This window comes from Cellulomonas sp. Root485 (assembly GCF_001426705.1).
GTDB lineage: Bacteria > Actinomycetota > Actinomycetes > Actinomycetales > Cellulomonadaceae > Cellulomonas.
Genome location: NZ_LMFC01000002.1, coordinates 393,601 through 419,098, shown reverse-complemented (window position 1 = coordinate 419,098; position 25,498 = coordinate 393,601). Strand labels below are relative to the sequence as shown.

Sequence of the window (25,498 nt, the reverse complement as noted above, 5' to 3'; positions counted from 1 at the left end):
AGGATACCCGACAGGTGTCGGTTACTTGTCGGTGGCATCATGGGTCGGGTGACGATCCAGGACGAAGGCGCCCGGGTGGATCCGCGAGTGCTGCGCACACGACGGCTCCTCCAGGATGCCCTGCTCGCCCTCGCACGGGAACGCAGCCTCGACGAGATCTCCGTCGCCGACGTCGCCGACCGGGCCACCGTGAACCGCAGCACCTTCTACCAGCACTACCCCGACACCGACACGCTGCTGGCCGACGCGCTCGACGCGCAGGCCACCCTCGTCGGCGCCGACCTCACCCAGATCCACCCCGGAGTCGGCACGAGGACGCCCCCCGACGTGCTGGTCCGCTACGCCACCCACGTCGCCGAGAACGTCAGCCTCTACCGCAGCGCGCTCGGCGAGCACGGCTCCCCCGTCGCCGTCACCCGCCTGCGCCGACGCATCGCGGCGCTGGCGACCGAGGGCCTCGAGCTGCACGGCACGCCCCCCGCGCTCGCGCACCTGCCCGTGCCGATCGCCGCCGCGGCGCTCGCCGGGTCGGTCATCGGCGTGCTCGTCGCGTGGCTGGAGCGCGACCCGCTGCCCCCCGCGCAGGACGTGGCGTCCTGGGCGTGGTCGGCCGTCAGCGGCTGGCCCGCAGACCCCACCCCCCTCTCGTAACGTCCGCACTCGTGCGGGTTCCACCCTGCCGGAGTGCGGACGTCGTCGATGTCGACGCGCGTGCGTCCGCGCTCGTGCGGGTTCCACCCTGCCGGAGTGCGGACGTCGTCGAGGGCGGTGTCAGCTGAAGTACGCGCCGCCGTTGACGTCCAGGACCGTGCCCGTGACGAACGACGCGCCCTCCGAGGCCAGGAAGAGGACCGCCTCGGCGATGTCGTCGGGCGCACCCGCCCGGTTCAGCGCGGACGCGGCGACCGCGGCACGCTGCGCCGGCTCGGGCGTGTACGTCGCGTGCAGGGGGGTGCCGCCGACGAACCCCGGCGCCACCACGTTCACCGTGATCCGCCGCGGTCCGAGCTCGCGCGCCAGCGCCCGGGTGAACCCCTCGAGCGCCGCCTTCGCGGTGGTGTACGCCACCATCCCTGTGCCGCCGCCGCTGCGCGCCGCCTGGGCGCCGATCGTGATGATGCGACCCCCGTCGGGCATGACCGCGAGCGCGGCCCGGCTGGCGTAGAACGCCGAGGACAGGTTCAGGTCGAGCACGCCGTGCCAGTGCGCGTCGTCCATCGAGGGCACGGCGCGCCGGTCGACCGGTCCGCCGACGTTGTTGACGAGGATGTCGATGCCGCCCCCGAGCGCCGCCGCGGCCTCGCCGACCGCCTTGTCGACGTCCCAGCTGCGGCGGACGTCCACCTGGAAGGACGCCGCGATCTGGCCGGTCTCCTTGATCTCGGCGACGACGGCCGTGGCGTCGTGCGACAGGTGGGTGACGGCGACGTCCGCCCCTGCCCGGGCCAGGGCGACCGCGACCGCGCGGCCGATCCCGGAGGCGCCGCCGGTGACGAGCGCGCGACGGCCGGTGAGCGCGTCCTCCACCTCGGTGCCTTCCTGCTGGACTGTTGTCCTGCACCGTACGGGAGCGGTTCGTCCCGCTCAACACCTGAATGTCCGAATCGTCCGGTCGGCTCAACCGTCGGTGCCGCCGGGTAGCGTCCTGCCCCATGCGTCTGGCCACCTGGAACATCAACTCGATCCGTGCACGAGCGGACCGAGCGCTCGCCTTCCTGGAACGGACGGGCGTCGACGTCCTCGCGCTGCAGGAGACCAAGTGCAAGGACGACCAGTTCCCGCGCGAGGGGTTCGAGGCGCTCGGCTACGAGGTCGCGACGACCGGGTTCAGCCAGTGGAACGGCGTCGCGATCGTCTCGAAGGTCGGCATCGAGGACGTCGAGGTCGGCTTCCCCGGCATGCCCACCTGGGGCGACCCGGCGGCCGCCGAGGCCCGGGCGCTCGGGGCGACGTGCGGCGGCGTGCGGGTCTGGAGCCTGTACGTGCCCAACGGCCGCGAGCTCGAGGACCCCCACTACACCTACAAGCTCGACTGGCTCGGCCGGCTCCGCGACGCCGCCCAGGGCTGGCTCGCCGCCGACGCCGACGCGCAGGTGGCCCTCGTCGGCGACTGGAACATCGCGCCGCTGGACACCGACGTCTGGGACATGAGCTGGTTCGCCGGCCGCACGCACGTGAGCCCCGCCGAGCGTGCGGCGTTCACCGCCATCGCCGACGCCGGGTACACCGAGGTCTCCCGCGTCCACCTCCCCGCCGAGCACACCTACACCTACTGGGACTACCAGCAGCTGCGGTTCCCCCGGAACGAGGGCATGCGTATCGACCTGACCTACGCGACGCCCGCGCTCGCCGCCCGGGTGACCGGTGCGACCATCGAGCGCAACGAGCGCAAGGGCAAGGCACCGTCCGACCACGTTCCGGTCGTGCTCGAGATCGCCGGGTGATGTCGGTGGAAAGCGCAGTCGTCGCGGGCGCGCAGTGGGCTAGCGTGCGCGCATGAGCAACGAGCCCGGGGGGCCGGCTCCGGTTCCCGACCCCTACGCCGTCCCCGACCCGGCCCCGACGGAGCCGATCGCGCCCAGCGGGCACGAGCCCGTGGCGCCGAGCGGGTACGAGGCGGTGCGCACGCCGGTCGGCGAGACCGCTCCGACCGACCCGTACGGCGTTCCGCCGACGCAGCCCATCCCGACGCGGGCCGCGCCGAGCACGGCACCGTCCGGCCAGCAGCAGCCCGGTCCCGACGCACCGCAGTACGGCGGTCCGACGCCCTACGGCCAGCCGCAGCCCGGCCCGGCGGCACCGCAGTACGGCGCACCGCAGTACGCGGCGCCGCAGCCGCAGTACGGGGCTCCGCAGTACGGAGCACCGCAGCCCCAGTACGGGGCGCCCGCGTACGGCGCCCCCCAGTACGGCGCTCCCGGCTACGAGCAGACACCGCCTCCGTACGGCGCGCAGCCGTACGGCTACGGCCAGCCGTACGGCCCGCCGCAGCCCACCGACGGCATGGCGATCGCCTCGTTCGTCACCAGCACGGCCGGTCTGCTCTTCTTCGGCGGCATCCCGGGCCCCGTCGGGCTCGGCCTCGGCATAGCGGCGCTGCGTCGCATCAAGGTCTCCGGCAAGGGAGGCCGGGGCTGGGCCATCGCGGGCATCGCCATCGGCGCGCTCGGGATCCTCACGATGCTCGCGATCGCCGCGTACATCGTGTTCGTCATCGTGTTCCTGAGCGCCGCGGGCAGCTCGTCGGGCTTCTGGGACGACGTCGAGCAGGGCTTCGAGGACGGCATGGAGGACGGTGCGACCGGCTCGGACACGGCGTCCGACCTGCCGGACTTCGCGCTCCGCACCGACCTCACCGCGGGCACCTGCCTGACCACGTACGCGTGGGAGTACGACATGGCGGACACCGACCCGGTCGACTGCACCGTCCCGCACGAGGCCGAGGTCGTCGCCCTCGTCCCGATGTCGGACCCCGTGAGCCTCGACCCCGACGACGAGTACGACACGGCGTTCAACAACGCCTGGGACGCGTGCGACGCCCTCACCGAGTCGCTCGTCCCCGGCTACTTCGACAACGGCAACATCGAGCTCTACTACCCGCACCCCGACGACTTCGCCGGCGGCCTCACGTCCGCCTACTGCGTCTACTACGGCGACGAGCCGGGCATGACCGGGTCGGCCGTGAACGGCACTCTCGTGCTCGCGGGCGCCGGGGCGTAGTCCTGAGCGACGCCCGCGATCCCTACACCTACCCGGAGGTGCACTACGCCCCCGGGTGGGTGGAACCGCGCGCCCGGCTCGAGCCGACGGCGGTCTGGTCGCTGGTCCTGGGGATCCTCGGACTCGGTCCGGCGGCTCTGGTGCTGGCGGCCGTCGCGTTCCGGCGCCTCGCGGCGCGGCACACCCGCGGGCGGGGCCTCGCGATCGCCGGGGCGGTGCTCGGTGCCGTCGGGACGATCGCCCTGGTCGTCGGGGTGACGATCGCCGTGCTGACGACATTGGCGACCCGCCCGCTGCCCGCGGACGTGCCTGCGGCGCGGGACGCCCGCGCGCAGCAGCTGGTCACGGGCAACTGCGTGCTGTCGGTGCCCGACGACGGGCCGGTGGACACGGTGCGGGTCGTCCCCTGCGCCGACCCGCACGAGGCGCAGGTGGTCACCGAGTTCACGTTCGCCACGGACGCGGTGTGGCCGGGACAGCAGTCCGCCGACGCCCGGGTCGCTCGGGCGTGCGTGCTCGACGAGAGCGAGATCGAGGCAGGCGTCCGCACGGTGACCTGGTCGCCGACCGAGCGCTCGTGGTCCGACGGCGACCGGGTCGGGCTGTGCCTGGCGGTCGTCGACGGCGGCGGCGTCACGGGTTCGTTCCTGGACGGGACCGCCGAGCTTCCCTGACCGGGGCCGACCCGACTCTTACCACGTGGTAGGTAATGGGCTATGGTGGCGGACAACGAACCCCACCGAGGAGGAACCCCGCGATGACGCAGGTCTTCGACGTCGAACGTGTCCTTGCTCAGCTGACCCTGGAGGAGAAGGCGTCGCTGACGTCCGGCTCCGACTTCTGGCACACGCAGGGCGTCGAGCGCGCGGGCGTCCCGGCCGTCATGGTCACGGACGGTCCGCACGGTCTGCGCAAGCAGGCCGAGGACGCCGACCACCTGGGGCTCGGCAACTCCGTGCCCGCCACCTGCTTCCCGACGGCCGCCGCGCTGGGCTCGTCGTGGGACGTCGAGCTGGTCACCCGCGTCGGCGAGGCGCTCGGCCGTGAGACGCGGGCCAACGACGTCGCGGTGCTGCTGGGCCCGGGCGTGAACATCAAGCGGACGCCGCTGTGCGGTCGCAACTTCGAGTACGTGTCCGAGGACCCGGTGGTCGCCGGCGAGCTGGGCACCGCGATCGTGCGGGGCATCCAGAGCCAGGGCGTCGGGACGTCGCTCAAGCACTTCGCGGCGAACAACCAGGAGTCGGACCGCATGCGCGTGTCCGCCGAGGTCGACGAGCGCACGCTGCGCGAGATCTACCTGCCGGCGTTCGAGCGGGTGGTCACGGGCGCGCAGCCGTGGACGGTGATGTGCGCGTACAACAAGGTCAACGGCACGTACGCGTCGGAGAACCACTGGCTCCTCACCGAGATCCTGCGCGACGAGTGGGCCTTCGAGGGGCTCGTCGTCTCCGACTGGGGCGCGGTGCACGACCGCGTCCCCGCCCTGGCGGCCGGCCTCGACCTGCAGATGCCCGCCGCGGGACCGCGTCCCGACGAGGAGGTCGTGGCAGCGGTCCGCGACGGCTCGCTCGACGAGGCGGTGCTCGACGTCGCCGCACGCCGCGTGCTGCACCTGGTCGCCCGGTCGCTGCCGGGCGTCGAGGCAGACGACTCGTTCGACGTCGACGCCCACCACGAGCTCGCCCGCGAGGCCGCCGCCGCCGGGTCCGTGCTCCTGAAGAACGACGGCGGGCTGCTGCCCCTCACCTCCGCCGAGAGCGTCGCCGTCATCGGCGAGTTCGCGAGGACCCCGCGCTACCAGGGCGCCGGCTCGTCGCAGGTCAACCCGACGCGGCTCGACGCACCCCTGGACGCGCTGCGGGCGACCGGCGGCGCGTTCCCGTTCGCGGCCGGCTTCACCATCGCGGGCGGACCCGCCGGCGACGACCAGGCGCTGCTGACGGACGCCGTGGCGGTGGCGCGTGACGCGCGGACCGTCGTCGCGTTCCTCGGCCTGCCCGGTCCCGACGAGTCCGAGGGTTACGACCGCCCGCGGCTCGGGCTGCCCGACAATCAGGTGGCCACGCTCCGCGCGATCGCCGAGGTCAACCCGCGGGTCGTCGTGGTGCTCGCCAACGGCTCGGCGGTCAGCGTCACCGACTGGCGCGACCTGGCCCCGGCGATCCTCGAGACGTGGCTCGGCGGGCAGGCCGGCGGGTCGGCCGTCGCCGATCTGCTGCTCGGTGTCCGGACGCCGTCCGGGAGGCTCACCGAGACGATCCCCCACCGCATCGAGGACACCCCCGCGTTCGGGAACTTCCCCGGCGAGGCCGGCGTCGTCCGCTACGGCGAGGGCGTGCTGGTGGGCTACCGCTGGTACGACACCCGCGCGATGGACGTGGCCTACCCGTTCGGTCACGGCCTGTCGTACACGACGTTCGGCTACTCCGACGTGGCCGCGACCGCGGACGGCACCGACGTCGCCGTGACCGCCACGATCACGAACACCGGCTCGGTGGCGGGCGCCGAGGTGGTCCAGGTCTACGTCCGCGACCCCGAGGCCTCCGTCCTGCGGCCGACGCGCGAGCTCAAGGCGTTCGCCAAGGTCACGCTCGAGCCGGGCGAGTCCCGCGAGGTGTCGTTCACGCTCGGGGCCCGCGACCTGTCCTACTGGCACCCCGGCCTGCACCGCTGGGTGGTCGAGGGCGGCGAGTTCGTGATCGAGGTCGGAGCGTCGTCCCGCGACCTCCGCGGATCGGTGTCTGTCGACGTCGAGGGCGAGCCGCTCTGGGGTGAGCTCACGGTGATGTCGACGATCGAGGAGTGGTTCGCGCACCCCGTCGGCGGTCCCCTGCTGCAGTCGGCCCTGGTGCCGCCGGCGGACATGGGCCCGCTCGACGAGACCATGCAGGCGATGATCCTGCAGATGCCGGCCAAGGTGATCGCCGACTTCGGCCTGGTCGGCTTCGACCGCGAGGCACTGGACGCGCTGGTGGCCAAGGCCGCCGCCGGCTGACGCGTCAGGACGTGAGCAGCGTCGCGACGTGGGCGCGCAGGGTCGCTGCCATGTCCGGGCGGGCCTCCGGGGTGTCGGCCGCGAGGAGCCACTGGATCTGCATGCCGTCCATGACCGCGACGGTCAGACGGGCCGCGGTCAGGGGGTCCAGGCCGGGGCGGAGCTCGCCGACCGCGCGCCGGCTCTCGAACTCGGCGGCCCCGCGGTCGAGCACGCGGCGGTACCGGTCCTGGAACCAGGCGTGCGCGGGATGGTCGGGTGACGTGGCCTCCGCCGACAGCGTCGCGAACAGCTCGACGATCCCGGGCCGCGACGCGTTGCGCTCGATGACTCTGACCATCGCGTCGACGTAGTCGTACCCGGCGGCGAGGTCGGCCTCGAACGCGGCGTCGTCGACCTCGTCCCGACGCTCCAGCACCGCCGCGAGCAGGACGGCCTTGCTGCCGAAGTGGTGCAGCAGCCCGGGGTGGGAGATGCCGACGCGGGAGGCCACCTCGCGCAGGGAGGCCGTGCGGTACCCGACCTCGCCGAACAGCTGCATCGCGACGTCCAGGATCTCCTCGCGGGTGGCCCGACCCCTGGCGTAGCCACCCGATCGCGCACTGGTGGGGGCCTCGGTCGTCATGGACCCAGGATGCCAGGCCGGCGAGCGGCCTGGTCGCCGGCGAACGCGACAGCCACGGGGCACCGCGACGGTACTGTCCGGCTATGCCCCGCCGCGACGCGCTCACCACGGTCGAGCTCGTCGAGGCGGACGACGCCGACGACGCTGTCGCGCAGGAACCCGGCACCCGCACCCGGTCGCGGAAGCGCTGGTGGTTGCTCGCCGTGCCGGTCGCCGCAGCCGTGCTGGCTGCCGGGGTGCAGCTGGGGTCGGACGCCCTCGAACGGGCCGCGGATGCCAGGATCGCCGCACTGCCGGGGGCCATCGACCCGGTCGGTGACAGCGTGCAGGCGCTGTGGCGGTCCGAACCGGGCACGGGCGCGCTCGCCCACGGGCTCGTGGCGCACGACGCCCTGCACGCCGTGCTCGTCGGGCCGGACGGCGCGGTCTCCTACGACGCGGTCGACCTGCGCAGCGGCGACCAGCTCTGGTCCACGACGCTGCGCGGACCGGACCCGGCGCAGACGGATCCGCTGTACCCGAACGCGAGCACCTGCACGCCGGACGCCGAGCCGGGCGCCGAGCCCGAGCGGGTCGTCTGCCTGGTGACCGACGGCCCCACCCCGGGCGCGATCGAGCCTCGTCCAGGCACCGAGTCCCGCATCGTCGTGCTCGACCTGGCCGACGGGCACGTGCTGGCCGACCGTCCCGGGCCCCCTGTGGCGTCGCTCGCGGTCCTGCCCGGTCTGGCCGCGACCGCGGTCGTCGAGGATCGGCACGTCGTCGTGGTCTCCGCCGACCCGCTCACCGGCAGGGAGCTCTGGCGGTACCGGCACCCCGAGCCGTCGGAGCAGGAGCCGTGGATCGGCGCCGGGGGCGGGGTGGTCGTCGTGTTCGGCACGCCCGGAGGCCCGATCGTGCTGTCGGCGTCCGGGGACCGCGTCCCGACGGAACCCGGCACGACGGGCTGGGGGACGACGGAGGAGGGCTGGTTCGTGACGGAGCGCTCGGACCCGGGCGGCCGGATCCAGCGGGTCGTCCGGCCCGGCGAGCCGCCGGTCGAGGTCACCGGGCGGCTGCTCGACCGCACGGTCGACGACGGGAGCGTGCCCGGGCTGGAGGTGTCGGTGGGCGGCATCACGTCCGGGTGGGACGCCGGCACCGGGGAGCAGCTCTGGGAAGCTGACATCTCTGTCCCTCCCTACCAGGACGAGGACGTGCTGATCATCGATGGCATGGTCTTCCTGACCAGCGACGATGCGGTGGTAGCCCTCGACGCCCGCACCGGCGAGACCCGGTGGACGGCCGCGCGGCAGCAGGGGAGCTACGTCGGCCAGCTGCTGACGGACGGCGCCCACGTCATTCTGGTGGAGGCTCCGCAGGACGGGTTCGGCACGGCATACCTCACCGTGCTGGACCGTCGCGACGGCGCGTTCGTCCGGCGCCTCGCGCTCCCGGACACCGTCACGTACCCGGTCTCGGCGGGCCGGCACCTGGTCGGCGCCGGCCCGCTGGGCACCGTGGTCGGGCTCGGCTGACCGGTCAGCTGCTGACCACCAGGCCGTCCTCGCCGCGGTCCACCGTCACGGTGTCGCCGTCGTGGACCTGTCCGGCCAGGATCAGGCGGGCCAGCCGGTCGCCGATCTCGCGCTGCACCAGCCGCCGCAGCGGTCGCGCACCGTAGGCGGGGTCGTACCCCTCCAGCGCCAGCCACTCGCGCGCGGCCGGGGAGACCTCGAGCGTGAGCCGCCGGTCCTTGAGCCGGTTCGCCAGCGCCGCGACCTGGAGCTCGACGATGTGCCCGAGCTCGTCGAGCGACAGCGGGTCGAACAGGACCACGTCGTCGAGCCGGTTGAGGAACTCCGGCTTGAACGACGAGCGCACCGCGGACATCACGGCCTCGCGCTTCTCGTCGGCGGACAGCATCGGGTCCACCAGGTACTGCGAGCCCAGGTTCGACGTGAGCACCAGGATCACGTTCCGGAAGTCGACCGTGCGGCCCTGGCCGTCGGTCAGGCGGCCGTCATCGAGCACCTGCAGCAGCACGTCGAACACCTCGGGGTGCGCCTTCTCGACCTCGTCGAAGAGGACCACCGAGTACGGCCGGCGCCGGACGGCCTCCGTCAGCTGACCGCCCTCCTCGTACCCGACGTACCCGGGGGGCGCGCCGACGAGCCGGGCGACCGAGTGCTTCTCGGCGTACTCCGACATGTCGATGCGGACCATCGCGCGCTCGTCGTCGAACAGGAAGTCCGCGAGCGCCTTGGCCAGCTCGGTCTTGCCGACGCCGGTGGGCCCGAGGAACAGGAACGAGCCGGTGGGGCGGTCGGGGTCGGACACGCCCGCGCGGGAGCGGCGGACGGCGTCGGACACCGCGGCTACCGCGGTCTTCTGGCCGATCAGGCGAGACCCGAGCACCTCCTCCATGCGCAGGAGCTTGGCGGTCTCGCCCTCGAGCAGGCGGCCGGCGGGGATGCCGGTCCACTGCGCGACCACCTCGGCGACCTCGTCGGGACCGACCTTCTCGGCGATCATCGGCGGGGCGTCGGGTGCGGCGTCGATGGCCTCCTCGTCGGCCTCCGCGGCCGCGATCTGCTCCTGGAGCGCGGGCAGCTCGCCGTACTGGATGCGCGCGGCACCGGCCAGGTCGCCCTCGCGCAGCAGCCGCTCGGCGTCGGAGCGCAGGGCGTCGAGCCGGGCCTTGAGGTCGCCGACGAGGTTGTGCCCCGCCTTCTCCTTCTCCCACCGCGCGGTCAGCGACGCGAGGTCCTCCCGGCGGTCGGCCAGGTCCTTGCGCAGCCGGGCCAGGCGGTCCGTCGAGGCGGGGTCGTCGGACTCGGAGAGCACGACCTCCTCCATCTCGAGCCGGGTCACGGCCCGCTGCAGCTCGTCGATCTCGATGGGCGACGAGTCGAGCTCCATGCGCAGGCGGGACGCGGCCTCGTCGACCAGGTCGATGGCCTTGTCGGGCAGCTGGCGGCCGGTGATGTACCGGTCGGACAGGGTCGCGGCGGCGACCAGCGCGGAGTCGGCGATGGTGACCTTGTGGTGCGCCTCGTACCGCTCCTTCAGCCCGCGCAGGATGGCGACGGTGTCCTCGACCGACGGCTCCCCGACGAACACCTGCTGGAACCGGCGCTCCAGGGCGGGGTCCTTCTCGATGCGCTCGCGGTACTCGTCCAGCGTCGTGGCACCCACGAGGCGCAGCTCGCCGCGGGCCAGCATGGGCTTGAGCATGTTGCCCGCGTCCATCGCGCCCTCGCCGCCCGCACCGGCGCCGACGACGGTGTGCAGCTCGTCGATGAACGTGACGACCTCACCGTTGGACCCGGTGATCTCCTGGAGCACCGCCTTGAGCCGTTCCTCGAACTCGCCGCGGTACTTGGCGCCGGCCACCATCGCGGCCAGGTCGAGCGCGACGAGCTTCTTGCCGCGCAGCGACTCGGGCACGTCGCCCGCGACGATGCGCTGCGCGAGCCCCTCGACGACGGCGGTCTTGCCGACGCCGGGCTCACCGATGAGGACCGGGTTGTTCTTGGTGCGCCGGGACAGCACCTGCACGACGCGGCGGATCTCGGAGTCGCGGCCGATGACGGGGTCGAGCTTGCCGTCGCGGGCACGCTGCGTGAGGTCGACGCCGTACTTCTCGAGCGCCTTGTAGGTGCCCTCCGGGTTCGGGGTGGTGACGCGCGCGGACCCGCGCACGGCGGGCAGCGCGGCCGCGAGCGCGTCGCGGGACGCACCTTGGGCGCGCAGCGCGTCGGCGATCCCGGACTGCCCGGTGGCGAGGCCGAGCAGCAGGTGCTCGGTCGAGATGTAGTCGTCGCCGAGCGAGCGGGCCTCGGAGGAGGCGGCCTCGAGCGCGGTCGACGTGGCCCGGGACGCGGACGGCTGCGCCACGGTGGCGCCGCTGCTCGTGGGCAGGCTGACGAGCATGCCCCGGACCGCGCGGCCGAGGGCGGTGCGGTCGGCGCCGACGGCGTCGAGCAGCCCGTTGGCGACGCCGCCCTCCTGCTGGAGCAGGGCGTTGAGCAGGTGCGCGGGCTCGAGCTGCGGGTTCCCGGCGGCGGACGCCTGCTGGATGGCGTCGCCGAGGGCCTCCTGGGACCGGGTGGTGAACTTGGCGTCCACATGACCTCCTGAGTGATCGACTGCTAGTCGCAACGACGGCCGAAGTTGAGTCTATTCCGCTCAACTCTACGGACCACTCGGAGAGTCGCCCCGTGCGACGATCACGCCATGACCGACGACACCGACGTGCTCGGACCCGGCTGGACCGCCCGCACCCTCCCCCTGCGCCCCGACGGCGGGACACCCGACCCGGTTGCCACTCTGGTCCATCGCGAGGGCACGGACACGCGACGCGCGCTCCTCTACGTGCACGGTTTCGTCGACTACTTCTTCCACACGCAGTTCGCCGACGCCCTCGGCGCCCACGGGTACGACGTCTACGCGCTCGACCTGCGCGACTACGGCCGGTCCATCCGCGACGGCCGCCCGCCCAACTACATCACCGACCTGGGCACGTACGCGGAGGAGATCGACGCGGCGATCCGTCTGCTGCGGGAGGGCCACGACGAGATCGTGCTGCTCGCACACTCGATGGGCGGGCTCGTCACCTCCCTGTGGGCCGACGCGCGCCGTGGCGAGGGCCTCATCGACGCGCTCGTGCTGAACAGCCCGTGGTTGGACCTGCGCGGCTCGTGGTTCGAGCGCACGGTGTTCACCGCCGTGCTCCGGGGCGTCGGCCGGGTCGCACCCCGCCTCGTGGTCGGCAAGATCGGGCCGTTCTACGGTCGCGCCCTGCACGAAGGCACCGGCGGCGAGTGGTCGTACGACCTCGCGTGGAAGCCGCTGGACGGCTTCCCGGCACGGGCGGGGTTCGCTCGGGCCGTGCGTCGGGGCCATGCGCGCGTCGCCCGCGGCCTGGCCGTCGACGTGCCCGTGCTGCTCCTGGCGTCCGACGCGTCCGGCCCGGACGACGCCTGGCACGACGCCTTGCTGACCACGGACTCGGTGCTCGACGTGGCGGACATGAAGCGGCTGGCCCCGAACCTCGGCCCCGACGTCACGTTCGTCGAGATCCCCGGCGGCGCGCACGACCTCGCGCTGTCCCCCGCCCCGGCCCGCGACACGTATCTCGCGGAGGTCCTCGCGTTCCTGGACGCCCGGCTGCCGTGACGACCGCCGTCGAGCGTGCGCGGGTACGCGCCCTCCGGATCGCGGTGCGCTACCGCCGCACCCCGGTCGGCCGCCTGGTGCAGCGCACGATCGACGGGTTCGTCGCCATCGAGCCGTTCGACCGGGCGATGACGCTCGCCGCGCAGGCGTTCGTCTCGGTGGTGCCGGTGATGATCGTCATGGCGGCGTTCCGCCCCACCCAACCGGGGTTCGCCTCGTTCATGGCGGACAGCATGGGGCTCTCGGACGCCACCAGGGACGCCGTCGCCGACAGCGTGTCCACGGATGCGACGGTGGGCAGCAGCGTCAGCCTGCTCGGTCTCGTCGTCGCCCTCATCACCGCGACGAGCTACTCGCGCGCGCTGGAGCGCATGTACGCCAAGGTGTGGCAGGTCAAGCGGCCGGGGCTGCACGCCGCGTGGCGGTGGCTGGCGATCATCCTGGCGTTGATCCTGGCCGTCGTGCTGCTCGAGCTGACCCGGCAGGCCACCGAGGGGACGCCGCTGCCCGAGCTCTGGGACTTCGGCCTGCGGCTGGTCGTCTGGACGGTCGTGTGGACGTACGTCCCGTGGGCGCTGCTGCGCGCCGAGATCCCGCTGCGCGCCCTCGCGTTCACCGGTGGCGTCACGGCCGTCCTGCTCAGCGTGCTCAGCGTCGTCGGGATCATCTACCTGCCGATCGTCCTGGAGACCGGCGCGGAGCAGTTCGGGGTGCTCGGCCTGGTGTTCGCCTACATCGGGTGGATGTTCGCGCTCAGCTTCGCGCTCGTCCTGGCGACCGTCGCCGGCCGCGCGTGCGCCGAGGACGAGGGCAGGCTCGGGCGGTTGGTCCGAGGCCGCCGCAACGACGACGCGACAGCTCCCCGGACCCTCACGGAGTAGCGCTGGGCGCTGGCTCCGGGTCGGCGGGCGCCACCAGCGCCGGGCGGTTGGTCACGATGAGCCACGCGGCGAGCGTCGCCAGCACCACCGGGATCAGCAGGGTGACCTGCGGCACCACCGCGATCGCCATGAAGATGCTGAGCCAGCCGTTGCGGGTGGCGGCGACGACGATGCCGACCACCGCGGCGCTCACGGCCAGGGCGAGCGGCACCGCGTCGACGGCCTGGTGGATCGCGAACCCCAGCGCGACGCCGACGAACAGCGCGGGGAAGATGCGTCCGCCGCGGAATCCGGACGTCGCCGCGACGAGCATCGCCAACAGCTTGATCCCGGCCATCGCCAGGAAGCCGAGCGCGGTGGTCGTCGCGGCCAGCCCGGGCAGCTCCTGCATCTGCGTGAGGCCCTTGAACAGGGTCACCTCGCCGCCGAGCGCGCCCAGCAGACCCAGGATCAGTCCGCCGGTGGTGAGCATGAGCACCGGGTGGCCGATCCGCCGGAACATCCGGTGCAGCGGGACGAACAGGTACACCGCGACCAGGCCGAGGAGCGCGGAGCCGATCGCGATGCCGATCGCGAGGCCGAGGTCGTCCAGGCCGCCGTACGTGTACGAGGGGACGTCGACGGACAGGTCGAGATCCTCCAGCTGCATCATCGTCAGCGATCCCGCGGTGGCCGCGACGAGCGGCGGGAACAGCCGGTCCCAGAGCGGGACGCGACGGTCCCCCGGGTCGAGCTCGGAGAACAGCAGGGCCGCCGCGACGGGTGTGCCGAACATCGCGCCGATCGTCCCCGCGACGGCCATCATCAGCCAGATCGGGGCCTTCACCTGCGGCAGGAACCGCATCCCGATCCCGACCGCGAGACCGACGTTGATGCCGATGATCGGGTTCTCGGGGCCGAGGCTCACGCCGCCCGCGAGCATCAGCACCAGAGCCAGCGCCAGCCCGGGCAGCACCCGCAGCGGCAGCGGCTCCGCGACGAGCTCGAGGGTCGCCGGGTCCGGCCCCGCGTGCCCCGGCACGTACCGGACGACCAGCCCGATGAGCAGACCCGTCGCCGTCAGCACCCCGATGATCCACAGCGCCGAGTCGGACGTCAGCCCGACCGCCACGCTGAGGTCGTCCCAGATCCAGTGCTCCAGCAGGCCGGCCAGGCGGCTGAGACCGAGGAGCGTCAAGGCGCTGACGATCCCGACCACCACGGCCGGCACCGCGAGCCGGAGCAGGTTCAGCACCGGTACCCGGAACGGTTCCTCCGTCACGACGGGCGAGGGCTCCTGTGTCATGTGGGTGCTCCTTCGTCGACGGTGCGGGCATCACGGTGGTCGTCGACCCAGGCCTGGCCCCGGTCGGTGCAGGCGCCGCCGGTCACAGCGCCGGGTCCTGCGGCTCGGACAGCGAGAGCGTCGCGCCGACGACCGCAGGCGTCTTCGCCAGCCGGCGTTCCAGCGACGCCAGGACGTGCGACGCGGCGTCCTCGGCCATGTTCCCGGTCAGGTCCACCGCTCCCGTCAGGTACACCTGCCGGGCACCCACGAACTCCAGCCGCAGCTCGGTGACCCGTTCGACCTCCGGCAGCGCGAGCAGTGCACGGACGGCCGCGTCGTTCAGGCGCGGGTCCACCACCTGGCCGACGAGGAACCGGCGGTTCCGGTCGATGAGCACGACCGCGACGACCGCGAGCAGGACGCCGACCAGGATCGACCCGATCGCGTCCGGCACCGGCGACCCGGTGACCTGGTGCAGCCCGATCCCCAGCGTCGCGATGAGGATGCCCACCAGGGCGGCCGCGTCCTCGAAGAACACCGCGCGCACGGTCGGGTCGGAGGTCTCCAGGATGTGCTCCAGCAGGTCGCGCTCCTGCGTCGCGGCGGCTCGCTTCGCCTGCCGCGACGCCTGCAGGAACGAGATCCCCTCCAGCACGAACGACACCGCGAGCACCACGTACGCGACGATGAAGTTGCCGGCGGGCTCCGGGTGCAGCAGCTCCGAGATGCCGTGCGTGATCGACACCCCCGCACCCACCGCGAACAGCCCGATCGCCGCGAACAGCGACCACACGTAGACCTCCCGGCCGAAGCCGAAGGGGTGCTCGGAGTCCGCGGGCTTGGCGGCGCGGCGCTGGGCGATGATCAGGAAGATCTCGTTGCCGGCGTCCGCCCACGAGTGCGCTGCCTCCGCGAGCATCGACGCCGACGCCGTGATGACGGCCGCCGCGCTCTTGGCCACCGCGATGAGCAGGTTGGCGGCGAACGCGACGATGACGGTCAGGGCACTCTCCGAGCCGGACGCCTGCGCCGACGGCCGCCCCGTGATCTCGACGGCGGACTCCGCGTCGTCGTCCGGTACGTCCGCCATGTCACGTGAGTAGCACACGGGCAGGGTGATGTCTCCCTCTCTGCGGTACTTCAGATGCATCTGTGCTGGTCCGGGTGTTGGGTAGAGGTCATGACCACCCGACGCGAGGCCTGGCCCCCCGGCACCCCGGCCTGGGCCGACATCACCGTCCCCGACCTCGCCGTCGCGCGGGCGTTCTACGGGCCGCTGCTCGGCTGGGAGTTCGAGGTGGGCGGCCCGGAGGTCGGCTACTACGCGCAGGCCTTCGTCGACGGTCGACGCGTCGTCGGGCTCGGCGAGCCCATGGGCGACGACCCCGCCCCTCCGCCCGCGTGGTGCGTCTACCTCGCCACCGACGACCTCGCGGCGACCGTCGCCGCCGTCGCCGAGGCCGGCGGCAAGGAGATCGTCCCGGCGATGCCGATCATGGACTTCGGCAGCATGGCGATCGCCGTCGACCCCACCGGGGCAGTCTTCGGCGTCTGGGAGGCCGCCTCGCACACCGGGTGGGACGTCGTCGACGAGCCCGGCTCCACGGTGTGGTGCGAGGTCATGTCGCACGACCAGCCGACGGCGGTCGCGTTCTACCAAGAGGTGTTCGGCTACGACGTCGAGGACCTCAGCGCCCCCGGCTTCACCTACGCGTCCCTGTCCCTGGACGGCCACCCCGCGGCCGGCGTCGGCGGCTACGGCGCACAGGCCGGGACCGCCGCGCAGGCCGCGTGGACGATCTACTTCGCCGTCACCGACACGGACGCCTCGGCCGCGCACGTCGCCGAGCTGGGCGGCACGGTCGTCAGCCCGCCGTCGGACACGCCCTTCGGACGCATGACCATCGTGTCCGGGCCGTTCGGAGAGGTCTTCGCGCTCATGGGACCGGCTTCCGCGTCCTGATCCGCGCGGCGGTGACGCTGCCGTGACGGCTCGGTGACGGCTGCGTCGACACCATCTCCTCGTCGAGGTCCGACGACGAGAGCGGAGCGTTGCGATGACCGCAGCCCCAGTAGACGTGATCGGCTCCGCGCCGATCAGCTTCACCAACTCCGACGGGGCACAGAAGTTCGTGCCGCTGTCGGCACTGCAGCTCAACGGGTCGATCCTCGAGCTGAAGACGGCGTGGGCGAGCGCGTTCGACCCCGCTGAGAAGACGACCCTGCTCGCCCTGGCCACGGCCCGAGCCGCCGCCGGAGAGCTCAACCCCCCACCCGTCCCCCCTCCTCGACCGGCCATCTCGCTCAGCGCGAAGCACGCGGGCCCGGAGGGCAACGGGATCGTCGTCACGACGACGGTCGAGGCCGGCGCCCCGCTGGTGGCCAAGCTCTCGCTGAAGGCCGTGCAGACCAACGTCTACCCCGGGCTCGCGACCGCGAAGGCCGCCGCCCTGGCGATCGGTGTCGACTCCCCCACGGGGACGGCCGGTGACCCCCTCAAGGGCACGGGCGTCGCCGTCGTGAAGCAGTCGAGCATCAACGCGGCGACGGACCTGCCCAAGGTCGTCGCGCCGACCGTGGTGCCGGCCGCCGGGCTCGACGTCAAGAGCGCCGACGACTCCAAGGTCCTCTTCACGCTCCTGCCCGCCGCCGGCTACACGGTGACCGGTGGCCTGAGCGCCGCGGTCGCGCTGGACCCCTCCGGGACCACCTTCACCGTCACGGTCGTCTACGACTCCTCCAAGGAGACCGGCACCAACACGAAGGTCACGCTGCAGACGCTCGACCAGCTGCCCGCGCAGGTCGCGTACCTGGTCAAGGCCGAGGCGCCGCAGTCGGGTGCGGCGCTGCCGCCGCTCGGCTCCACCACCACCACGCTCACCGGCGGGGCCCCAGGCCTGACCGCCAACGGTCTGCTCTACACGTCCTGACCCGGAGGTCCGGTCATGCCCGTCACACCCACCTACCCGGGGATCTACGTCGAGGAGATCCTCAGCAGCTCCCACACGATCACCGCGGCGCCGACGTCGGTCACGGTCTTCGTCGGCTACACCCACCCGTTCAAGACGAGGCCGCAGCACTACGGCGCCGCCGTCCAGCTGTTCAGCTTCTCCGACTACGAGCGGGAGTTCGGCGGCCTGTTCAGCGTCGACTGGCTCACCGACGACGTCGGCCGCGCGGTGTTCCAGTTCTTCGCCAACGGTGGCGCGATCGCCTGGGTGGTCGCCCTCCAGCCACAGCTGCACCCGTTCGGCGGCGGCGCACCCACGCCGGTGCTGCCGCCGTCCTTGACGCTCGGCACGGCGACCGTCGGGATCACCTTCACGGGCCGTGAGCCCGTCGACGGCTCCCACGCGCTGACGGTGTCGCTGACCAACCTCAAGGAGTCGACGACGCCGGGCACGTTCGACATCGCCGACGTGACCGTGGGCTACGCCAGCCGCTCCGAGACGTTCCGGCGCGTCACCCTCAACCCGGCACCGGCGCCGGCCGACGCCAACAACACGCTCGAGAAGCGCCTCGGCACCACCACCGCCCCGGTCTCCTCGATCGTCACCGTCGCGCCGACCGCCGCGTACCCGACCGCGTGGCCGGGCGCCCTCGGGCCGACCCCGTTCGACTCGAACCTGCCGGTCACGCCGTTCACCACGTACTCGCCGGGCGACTTCAACGACGCGTTCGAGGAGGACAAGGCGCTCGACAAGATCCCGATCTTCAACCTGCTGCTCACGCCGGGCATCTGGGACCCGGGGGTCGTGAGCATCGCCCTGGCCGTCGCCGAGCGCAAGCGCGCGTTCATGATCGCGGACCCGCCCGCCGACGCGGTGGCGGACCCGACCGGGTTCCCGCTCCCGATGATCGGCGAGATCATGGCCGACGCCGTGCCGGGCCGGATCATCCCGAAGAGCGAGAACGGCGCCCTGTACTTCCCGTACCTGCGCTCGCCCGACCCGACCACGGGTGCGCCCCTGTCGATCCCCCCGTCGGGGTTCGTCGCCGGGGTGATGGCGCGCGAGGACACCAACCGCGGCGTGTGGAAGGCACCGGCCGGGTACGAGGCGACCGTGAACAACACGCTCGGCGTCGTGCCGTCCGGGGTCATGACCGACCCGCGGCAGGGCACGCTCAACCCGCTCGGCGTCAACTGCCTGCGGACGTTCCCCGGCATCGGCACCATCGTGTTCGGCGCCCGCACCCTGGTCGCGGCGAACCCCGCGTTCCAGCAGCACCGGTACGTGCCCGTGCGCCGCATGACCCTGTTCCTGGAGCAGTCGCTCGTGGCCAGCCTCGGCTGGGTCATCTTCGAGCCCAACGACGTGCCCCTGTGGGTGTCGATCAAGTCGACGATCGACAACTTCATGCTCGGGCTGTTCAACCAGGGCGCGTTCCAGGGCACCACCCCGAGCACGGCGTTCCAGGTCAGCTGCGACGCGACCACGACGACGCCCGACGACCAGGCGAACGGCATCGTCAACATCGTCGTCGCGTTCGCCCCGCTCAAGCCCGCCGAGTTCGTGATCCTCAAGATCGCGCAGCTCGCCGGCCAGACCCACAGCTAGGAGCCGACCGATGCCGAAGCCGTTCAGCGTCAACGTCTCGCGGTTCGACCCGTACAAGAGCTACCGCTTCCTCGTCTTCTTCGACACGAGCACGTCGCCCGTGGCGGGCGTGAGCAAGGTCGGCTCGATCAAGCGCTCCTCCGACGTCGTCGAGTACAAGGAGGGTGGCTACGCGATCATCCGCAAGGGCCTGGGCCGCACGAAGTACGAGCCCATCACCCTGGAGCGGGGGGTCACCCACGACGACGCGTTCGAGCAGTGGGCGAACGCCGCCCAGCTGCTGGACAAGGGATCGCCCAGCTCGTCGTTGTCGAAGCTCCGCAAGGAGATCCGGATCGAGCTGCTCAACGAGCAGGGTCAGCCCGTGCACCGCTACCTGGTGCACCGCGCGTGGGTCTCGGAGTACCAGGCGCTGCCCGACCTCGACGCCGGGACCAACGCCGTCGCGATCGAGCACATCAAGCTCGAGAACGAGGGCTGGGAGCACGACCTCTCGCTGGCTGAGCCGAAGGAGTTCTGAGCCGTGCTCCGCCTGCCGGTCTCCGGCGAGCGGGCCCGGTGGCGCCCCATGACCGGCGAGGACGACATCGCCCTGGCGGACTGCGCACCGGGTCTGCTCGGCGCGCTCGCGTTCGTCTCGCGGTCCGTCGTCGACGCCGACGACCGGGCGATCGACGCGGGTGCGCTACCCGTGGGGGACGTCGACGTCCTGGTCCTCGCGCGGCGGCGGGAGGTGCGTGGTGACGCGTTCGTCGCGGAGGGCACCTGCGCGCACTGCGGGGCCGACGTGGACGTGTCGTTCAGCCTCGCCGCGTACGCCGACCACCTGCGCCCGCGCGTGCCCCGCGGTGCGCGGCAGGATCCCGACGAGCCCCGCTGGTGGACCGTCTCGGCGGGCGTGCAGGTCCGCGTGCCCACGGTCGACGACGTCCTGGACGCCGCGGCCGCCGAGGACCCGCGGGCGCTCCTGCTCTCGCGCTGCGTGCGCCCGTACCCCCTGACCGCCCCCGTGCGCGTCGTCGAGCGGGCCATGGCGGCGCTCGGGCCGACGTTGCGCTCCGACGTCGCGGGCACGTGCCCCGAGTGTGCGCGCGGGGTGCTGCTGGACGTCGACGCCCGGGAGATGTGCCTGGCCGACCTGCGGTTCCTCGCCCGGGCGGTGTACGACGACGTGCACCTGATCGCCTCGGCGTACGGGTGGGGGTCCGACGAGATCCTGCGGATGCCGACAGCCCGTCGCCGCCGGTTCGCCGAGCTCATCGTGGGCGGCGCCGCCCACGTGCTCGAGGAGGTCGGCGTTGGCTGACCGGCGCCGTCCCGGCTACCTCGACCGCCTCCTGCAGGCCGCACCGCAGGCGGGCGGCTCGGCCGCGCACGCACCCCGGCAGATCGCGTGGCGACCGACGGTGCGGGTGCCGGAGGCCGAGGAGACGGCACGACCGGTCCCACGGTCGCCGGTCAGCACGACCGCACCACCCCAGGACGATCCCGAGCCGCCCGCACCGCGACGCACGACCCGGCCGCCGGTCGCCCGCGACGACGAACCGGCCCCGGCGCACGCGCCTGCACCGCTGCGGCTCGTGCCGCCACCGCCCGAGCCCCATGCCCCGGAGGAGCGCGCGAGGACCCAGGTCGCACCGCGCGAACCCTCCCGACGGACCAGCCCGCCGCCCGACCCGGCACCGGTCCGACCCGCACAGCAGCACGCGGACCGGCCGCCTGCGGTCCCGGTCCGGCCGGCCGACCGGCCCGTCGTCGACCTGCCCGTCGGCCTCCCGGCCGACCTCGACGCCCGCGTGACCCGGGCGTTCGAGCGCCTGATGACCCGCTCGCTGCCCGCGGGACGGCCCGTCGCGACCACCGCACGGCCGCCCGCCGCGACGCCGCCGCCCGCCCGCCCGGTCACACCGGTGGTCGAGGCGCGATCCCCCGCCCGGCCCGCCGCGCGGACCGCCCGCCCCGAGGCGCCCCAGGTCCACGTGGGCACGATCGAGGTCACGATCACCCCACCGCCGCCGCCGCAGCCGGCACCCGCGCCCGCGCCGGTCCGCCCGGCTGTCGCCGCCGTCGCGCAGCCGGTCGGCCGGCTCAGCCGCCAGCCCGTCCCCTACGGCTTCGGGCAGGGCTGAGCGATGCAGGACCTGTCGATCGTCACGGACACGCTGCGGGGCTTCGTCACCGCCGCGCTCGCCGCGAGCCCGGTGTGGGGCGGCGGCCCGCCGCCGTTCTCCGTGGGGGTCTCCGGTCAGCATCCCGAGAAGCCGTCGAGCGACGACTGCGAGCTGAACCTCTACCTGTTCCACGTGAGCGCGGACAAGTACCTGGCCAACTCCTTCTGGACGCAGGCCGCGCAGTCGGGCGGCGGGGTCGGCAAGCAGCCGGTCGCGTTCGAACCCCTCTCGATCGACCTCTGGTACATGCTCTCGACGCAGTCCAAGGTCAGCTACACCCAGGAGCAGCAGGTGCTCGGGGTGGCCATGCAGGCGCTGCACGAGCACGGCACGTTCGCGCTGCCGACGGCCACGCCGCCGCCCGGCTCCGTGGTGCCCAGCCACGCGACCCTCGTCCTGGAGTCGCCGACGTTCGACGAGCTCAGCCGGCTCTGGCAGGCGTTCGGGCTGCCCCTGCGCACCACCGCCCAGTACCGCGTCAGCGTGGTGTTCCTGTTCTCCGACGTCGTCCCGGCGCCCGCGCCGCCGGTCCAGGAGGTCGTGCTCACCGCCGACCCCGTCGACCTGTCGGGCGACCCGACCCTGCCCCGCCTGCTCGGCACCCGGCGCACGGTGCATTACATCCGCCCCGGGCTCGTCCAGGAGACGTACGAGCAGTCGCCCGCCAGCCTGGCGCCGGCTCCGGCGGCGGTCGCCGGGCAGGAGGTCCGCGTCGACGGGCTCATGCTCGACGACGCCGACCGCATCCTGCTGGTGTCGCGCGCCGGTCCCGTGGTCACCGAGACGGACGTGACGGTGACGTGGAAGGTCGCGCTCGCGCCGCCGTACGGCTCGCCGCCCGCGCACGGGGTGCCGTTCATCCTGCGGGCACCGGAGGGCACCCCGACGCCCGCGGGCACCTACGAGCTCACGGTGTCGCGCCCGGGGCTGCCGGGGTTCCGGGCCGACCCCGTGCCGCTGCGGGTCGCGCCGTGGGTGGACCCCGGGCCGGGGCCCGAGATCACCGCGGCCGGCGGCGTCTACACGCTCGGCGTGCGCGCCGTCCCGGCCACCGGGGCGACCTTGCAGCTGGGCACCGTGCCGCTGGTCCGGATCGCCGACGGTGCGGCCCCCGGGCCCGGGCAGTGGCAGCACAGCGCGAACACGATCACCTTCGAGGCCCCCACCGGGACACCGGCGGGCACCTACCCGGTCGGCCTGCGGGTCGCGGACGTCGAGTCCGACCCGGCGCTGTGGGCGGTGGTCTGAGTGGAGTGGCAGCTCGCGGTGCGGGGCCTGGTCGCCGCGCACGTGGACGCCACACGTACGCGGTGGCTCGCCCGTGCGGCGGGGCACGACGAGGTCGACGAGATCCTGGCGACGGGCCCGGCGCACGACGCGGTCGAGCGGGTGCTGCAGGAGGCCGTCGACCCCGCCGCCGCGGCCGCCCGGCACGCCCTCGCCGACGACCCCGCGTGGTCGAGGATCGCCGCCACGCTCGCCGTCCCACCTCGCGAGGTCGAGTGGCTGGCGCTCCTGGCGGCCTGCGAGCTGGACCCCCGGCTGCTGCGCGTCCTCGGCTACCTCGAGGACAGCCCGGGGCCCGTCGCACCGTCGCCCGCGCTCGGCGCGCGACTGTGGGGCTGGCCGCGCGGCTACCGGCCGGGTCCCGGCTCGGCGCTCGCGGGCTGGAGCCTGGCGGAGCCCGTCGAGGCCGGCTGGTCGGGCACCACGCCGTGGGCCGTCGACCCGGAGGTCGCCGCGTTCGTCGCCGGCGAACCCGGCTGGGCGGACTTCCACCGGACGACAACCCCGCTGAGCACCGACGGCCTCGCGTGCCTGCACCCCGTGCTGCTGGAGCGGATGGTCGAGGCCGTGACCGCGGTGCGCGGCGTGGGCGTCGAGGTCGAGCTCGTCGGCGCCCGCGGGACGGGCCGGCGCACCCTGCTGGCACAGCTCGCCGCGGCCCTCGACCGGCCCGCGGTCCAGCTGGACGGCCGCGACCCCGTCCGCGCCCTGCGCACCGCCCGCCTGCTCGACGCGCTGCCCGTCTGGGTGGCCGACGACGACGAGCGGACCGGCGTCGACACCGCACCCGGCGCCCTCACGCTCGTCGCGCGGCCGACGGCCTCCACCACGCGCTCGGGTGCCGTGCGGCTGTCCTGGGACGTCCCCGGGCTGACGGTCGCCCAGCGCCAGGGCCTCTGGCGGGACCGCACCCCGCACGCGGCCCCTCGCCTGGTGACCGACTGGGAGCTGTCCCCGGGTGACGTCGCCGCGGGGGCCAGCGCCGCCGACGCCGGGGGCGAGGTCGCCACCGGGGTGCTGCGCCGCCGCCTGCGGTCGGGACCGCTGGAGTCCATGACCGCGCTCGCGTGCCCGTACGACTGGGACGACCTCGTGGTCTCCGAGTCCGTCGCCGCGCAGCTGGCCCGGCTGCGCACGCAGGTGCTCCGGTCGCTCGAGGTCCTGGACACGTGGGAGTTCCGCCGGCTCGCACCGTCCGCCAGCGGCACGACCGCCCTGTTCGCCGGGCCGAGCGGCACCGGCAAGACGATGGCCGTCCAGGTGCTCGCCCGCTCGCTCGAGCTCGACCTGTACCGCGTCGACCTGGCCGAGGTGGTGAACAAGTACGTCGGCGAGACCGAGAAGCGCCTGGCTGCCGTGTTCGACCAGTGCGAGCGCAGCAACGTCATGGTCCTGTTCGACGAGGCGGACGCCCTGTTCGGTCAGCGCACCCGGGTGCAGGACGCCCACGACCGGTACGCCAACATCGAGATCGACTACCTGCTGCAGCGGCTCGACTCGTTCCGCGGCGTGGCGGTGCTGGCCACCAACCGCAAGAGCGACCTCGACGCCGCGTTCCTGCGCCGGCTGCGGGTCGTCGTCGACTTCGTCCAGCCCACCCCCGGCGAGCGGCTGCGGCTGTGGCGCTCGGCGCTGCTGCCCGTCACGTCGACGGGCGAGCCGGTCACCGACGACGACCTCGACCTGCCGTGGCTCGCCGAGCAGCTGGAGCTCACGGGGGCCGAGATCAAGTCCGTCGCGCTGGCCGCCGCGTTCGACGCCCGCGACCGCGACGAGCTGATCGGCACGGGGCACGTGGTCGATGCCGCCCGCCGCGAGCTGGTCAAGCGCGGCACGGTGCTGCGCGTCCAGGCGCCGACGGTCGAGCCCGTGGCGGTGCTGCGATGAAGCCGCAGGTGCGTATCGAGCGGCTCACGCTCCAGGCCGGCGACCTGTCCGAGCAGGACGCCCGGCGTCTCGCGGACCTCGTCGCCCTGGCCCTGGGCCGACTCCCCGACCGCGCGGTGCGGCCCGTCGCCGCCGCCACCGTCGACGTCCGGCCGGAGACCGGCGCCAACCTCGAGCAGCTGGCCGACGCGATCGCCGCACAGGTGGCCGACGCGCTGTGGGTCGAGGGGGCGCGATGAGCTTCTACCTGCGCGGCGCCCTCGTCGAGTTCATGCCGACGCCGCTGATCCCCATCCCGAACATCATCGTGTTCCAGTACAACCCCGAGACGATGTCGCACTCGTGGACCCAGCCCGAGGCACCGTCGTCGGGGGCCAACCAGACCACCGAGAACCCGATGGCGGTCACCGGCAACCCGGGCGAGTCGTTCTCGTTCTCGCTGTCCCTGGACGCGGCCGACTCCATCGCGAACGGCTCCGCGTCGGGTGCCCTGGCCAGCGTGAGCGGCGTGTACTCGCGCCTGGCCGCGCTCGAGATGCTGCTGTACCCGTCGAAGGCGTCCCAGGACGGCCTCCTGGGGAAGGTGACCGCCGCGGTGGGCAGCGCGTTCGGCGGCACGCCCGCGCCGAAGTCGAAGGTGCCCGAGAACACCATCAACACCGTCCTGTTCGTGTGGGGCCCCGGCCGGATCGTGCCGGTGCGCGTCACGGCCCTCACGGTCACCGAGCGCCTCTACGACACGCTGCTCAACCCCACCAAGGCCGAGGCGCAGATCACGCTCCGGGTGCTCACCGCCAAGGAGCTCGCGCACACCACCGGCCCTCTCAAGGAGGTCGCCGGCGTCGCGGTCGACTACACCCAGACCCTGCGCGAGGCGCTCGCCGTCGCGAACCTCGTCAACTCCGCCGAGTCGATCCTCGGCATGCTGCCGATCTGAGAGGGC

Annotated in this window: 23 protein-coding genes; 18 read left to right on the top strand and 5 right to left on the bottom strand. The window is 73.3% G+C overall.

Going from position 1 to position 25,498, the window contains the following annotated elements; translation table 11 throughout:
- The first annotated feature begins 48 nt into the window (after positions 1–48).
- Positions 49–651, top strand: a complete 603-nt coding sequence (locus tag ASD16_RS10605; protein WP_162250295.1) for a TetR/AcrR family transcriptional regulator — start codon at positions 49–51, stop codon at positions 649–651.
- Between the two features lie 120 nt (positions 652–771).
- On the opposite strand, the gene ASD16_RS10600 is transcribed toward ASD16_RS10605, so the two are convergent.
- Entirely contained in the window at positions 772–1,527 is a 756-nt protein-coding gene (locus ASD16_RS10600) for an SDR family NAD(P)-dependent oxidoreductase (RefSeq protein WP_055916609.1), read from the bottom strand.
- Between the two features lie 125 nt (positions 1,528–1,652).
- On the opposite strand from ASD16_RS10600, the gene ASD16_RS10595 reads away from it, so the two are divergent.
- The 4 genes from ASD16_RS10595 (at position 1,653) to ASD16_RS10580 (ending at position 6,718) form a co-directional block, all read left to right on the top strand.
- On the top strand, positions 1,653–2,444 hold the full coding sequence (locus ASD16_RS10595) for an exodeoxyribonuclease III (protein WP_055916604.1): 792 nt from the start codon (positions 1,653–1,655) through the stop codon (positions 2,442–2,444).
- Between the two features lie 52 nt (positions 2,445–2,496).
- Complete coding sequence (locus ASD16_RS21735) at positions 2,497–3,720, top strand: DUF4190 domain-containing protein (protein ID WP_055916600.1); 1,224 nt, start codon at positions 2,497–2,499, stop codon at positions 3,718–3,720.
- Between the two features lie 38 nt (positions 3,721–3,758).
- Complete coding sequence (locus ASD16_RS10585) at positions 3,759–4,394, top strand: DUF4190 domain-containing protein (RefSeq protein WP_235523241.1); 636 nt, start codon at positions 3,759–3,761, stop codon at positions 4,392–4,394.
- A gap of 83 nt (positions 4,395–4,477) precedes the next feature.
- Positions 4,478–6,718: a glycoside hydrolase family 3 C-terminal domain-containing protein gene (locus ASD16_RS10580; protein ID WP_055916599.1), complete on the top strand. Its 2,241-nt coding sequence runs from the start codon at positions 4,478–4,480 to the stop codon at positions 6,716–6,718.
- A 4-nt stretch (positions 6,719–6,722) separates the two neighbouring features.
- Here ASD16_RS10580 and ASD16_RS10575 read toward each other — a convergent pair whose 3' ends face one another.
- Entirely contained in the window at positions 6,723–7,343 is a 621-nt protein-coding gene (locus ASD16_RS10575; RefSeq protein ID WP_055916597.1) for a TetR/AcrR family transcriptional regulator, read from the bottom strand.
- An 83-nt stretch (positions 7,344–7,426) separates the two neighbouring features.
- On the opposite strand from ASD16_RS10575, the gene ASD16_RS10570 reads away from it, so the two are divergent.
- On the top strand, positions 7,427–8,860 hold the full coding sequence (locus ASD16_RS10570; protein ID WP_055916595.1) for a PQQ-binding-like beta-propeller repeat protein: 1,434 nt from the start codon (positions 7,427–7,429) through the stop codon (positions 8,858–8,860).
- A gap of 4 nt (positions 8,861–8,864) precedes the next feature.
- Here ASD16_RS10570 and clpB read toward each other — a convergent pair whose 3' ends face one another.
- Complete coding sequence (gene clpB, locus ASD16_RS10565; protein WP_055916590.1) at positions 8,865–11,453, bottom strand: ATP-dependent chaperone ClpB; 2,589 nt, start codon at positions 11,451–11,453, stop codon at positions 8,865–8,867.
- Between the two features lie 108 nt (positions 11,454–11,561).
- Between clpB and ASD16_RS10560 the strand changes: the two genes are divergently transcribed.
- Both ASD16_RS10560 and ASD16_RS10555 read left to right on the top strand, forming a co-directional pair.
- Positions 11,562–12,503, top strand: a complete 942-nt coding sequence (locus tag ASD16_RS10560) for an alpha/beta hydrolase (RefSeq protein WP_055916588.1) — start codon at positions 11,562–11,564, stop codon at positions 12,501–12,503.
- Complete coding sequence (locus ASD16_RS10555) at positions 12,500–13,384, top strand: YhjD/YihY/BrkB family envelope integrity protein (protein WP_055916584.1); 885 nt, start codon at positions 12,500–12,502, stop codon at positions 13,382–13,384. Before ASD16_RS10560 ends, ASD16_RS10555 begins: the two co-directional genes overlap by 4 nt.
- On the opposite strand, the gene ASD16_RS10550 is transcribed toward ASD16_RS10555, so the two are convergent.
- Together ASD16_RS10550 and ASD16_RS10545 are read right to left on the bottom strand one after the other, a co-directional pair.
- The gene (locus ASD16_RS10550; protein ID WP_055916581.1) at positions 13,374–14,669 is read right to left on the bottom strand and encodes an ion channel protein; all 1,296 of its coding nucleotides are present in this window, start codon (positions 14,667–14,669) and stop codon (positions 13,374–13,376) included. The two genes, ASD16_RS10555 and ASD16_RS10550, sit on opposite strands and share 11 nt — an antisense overlap.
- Before the next feature lie 82 nt (positions 14,670–14,751).
- Entirely contained in the window at positions 14,752–15,741 is a 990-nt protein-coding gene (locus ASD16_RS10545; protein ID WP_055916579.1) for a cation diffusion facilitator family transporter, read from the bottom strand.
- Positions 15,742–15,831: 90 nt separating this feature from the next.
- Here ASD16_RS10545 and ASD16_RS10540 point away from each other — a divergent pair, with 90 nt between their 5' ends.
- The 10 genes from ASD16_RS10540 to ASD16_RS10495 all read left to right on the top strand — a co-directional run bounded on the left by ASD16_RS10540 (position 15,832) and on the right by ASD16_RS10495 (position 25,492).
- Entirely contained in the window at positions 15,832–16,614 is a 783-nt protein-coding gene (locus ASD16_RS10540) for a VOC family protein (RefSeq protein WP_055916574.1), read from the top strand.
- A 94-nt stretch (positions 16,615–16,708) separates the two neighbouring features.
- Positions 16,709–17,581, top strand: a complete 873-nt coding sequence (locus ASD16_RS10535) for a hypothetical protein (protein WP_157453889.1) — start codon at positions 16,709–16,711, stop codon at positions 17,579–17,581.
- A gap of 15 nt (positions 17,582–17,596) precedes the next feature.
- Positions 17,597–19,210: a phage tail sheath subtilisin-like domain-containing protein gene (locus ASD16_RS10530; RefSeq protein ID WP_055916570.1), complete on the top strand. Its 1,614-nt coding sequence runs from the start codon at positions 17,597–17,599 to the stop codon at positions 19,208–19,210.
- 10 nt (positions 19,211–19,220) lie between these two features.
- Entirely contained in the window at positions 19,221–19,730 is a 510-nt protein-coding gene (locus ASD16_RS10525; RefSeq protein WP_055916566.1) for a phage tail protein, read from the top strand.
- 3 nt (positions 19,731–19,733) lie between these two features.
- Positions 19,734–20,516 carry a hypothetical protein gene (locus tag ASD16_RS10520; protein ID WP_055916564.1) on the top strand — a complete coding sequence of 261 codons (783 nt, stop codon included), beginning with the start codon at positions 19,734–19,736 and terminating at the stop codon, positions 20,514–20,516.
- Positions 20,509–21,339, top strand: a complete 831-nt coding sequence (locus tag ASD16_RS10515) for a hypothetical protein (RefSeq protein ID WP_055916562.1) — start codon at positions 20,509–20,511, stop codon at positions 21,337–21,339. The genes ASD16_RS10520 and ASD16_RS10515 overlap by 8 nt, the downstream gene beginning before the upstream one ends.
- Positions 21,340–21,342: 3 nt before the next feature.
- The gene (locus tag ASD16_RS10510) at positions 21,343–22,629 is read left to right on the top strand and encodes a DUF4255 domain-containing protein (RefSeq protein ID WP_055916560.1); all 1,287 of its coding nucleotides are present in this window, start codon (positions 21,343–21,345) and stop codon (positions 22,627–22,629) included.
- Positions 22,630–24,555, top strand: coding sequence for an ATP-binding protein (locus ASD16_RS10505; RefSeq protein ID WP_055916557.1), 1,926 nt, complete (start codon positions 22,630–22,632; stop codon positions 24,553–24,555).
- On the top strand, positions 24,552–24,794 hold the full coding sequence (locus tag ASD16_RS10500; RefSeq protein WP_055916556.1) for a hypothetical protein: 243 nt from the start codon (positions 24,552–24,554) through the stop codon (positions 24,792–24,794). The genes ASD16_RS10505 and ASD16_RS10500 overlap by 4 nt, the downstream gene beginning before the upstream one ends.
- The gene (locus tag ASD16_RS10495; protein WP_055916553.1) at positions 24,791–25,492 is read left to right on the top strand and encodes a hypothetical protein; all 702 of its coding nucleotides are present in this window, start codon (positions 24,791–24,793) and stop codon (positions 25,490–25,492) included. The genes ASD16_RS10500 and ASD16_RS10495 overlap by 4 nt, the downstream gene beginning before the upstream one ends.
- Positions 25,493–25,498 lie beyond the last annotated feature (6 nt).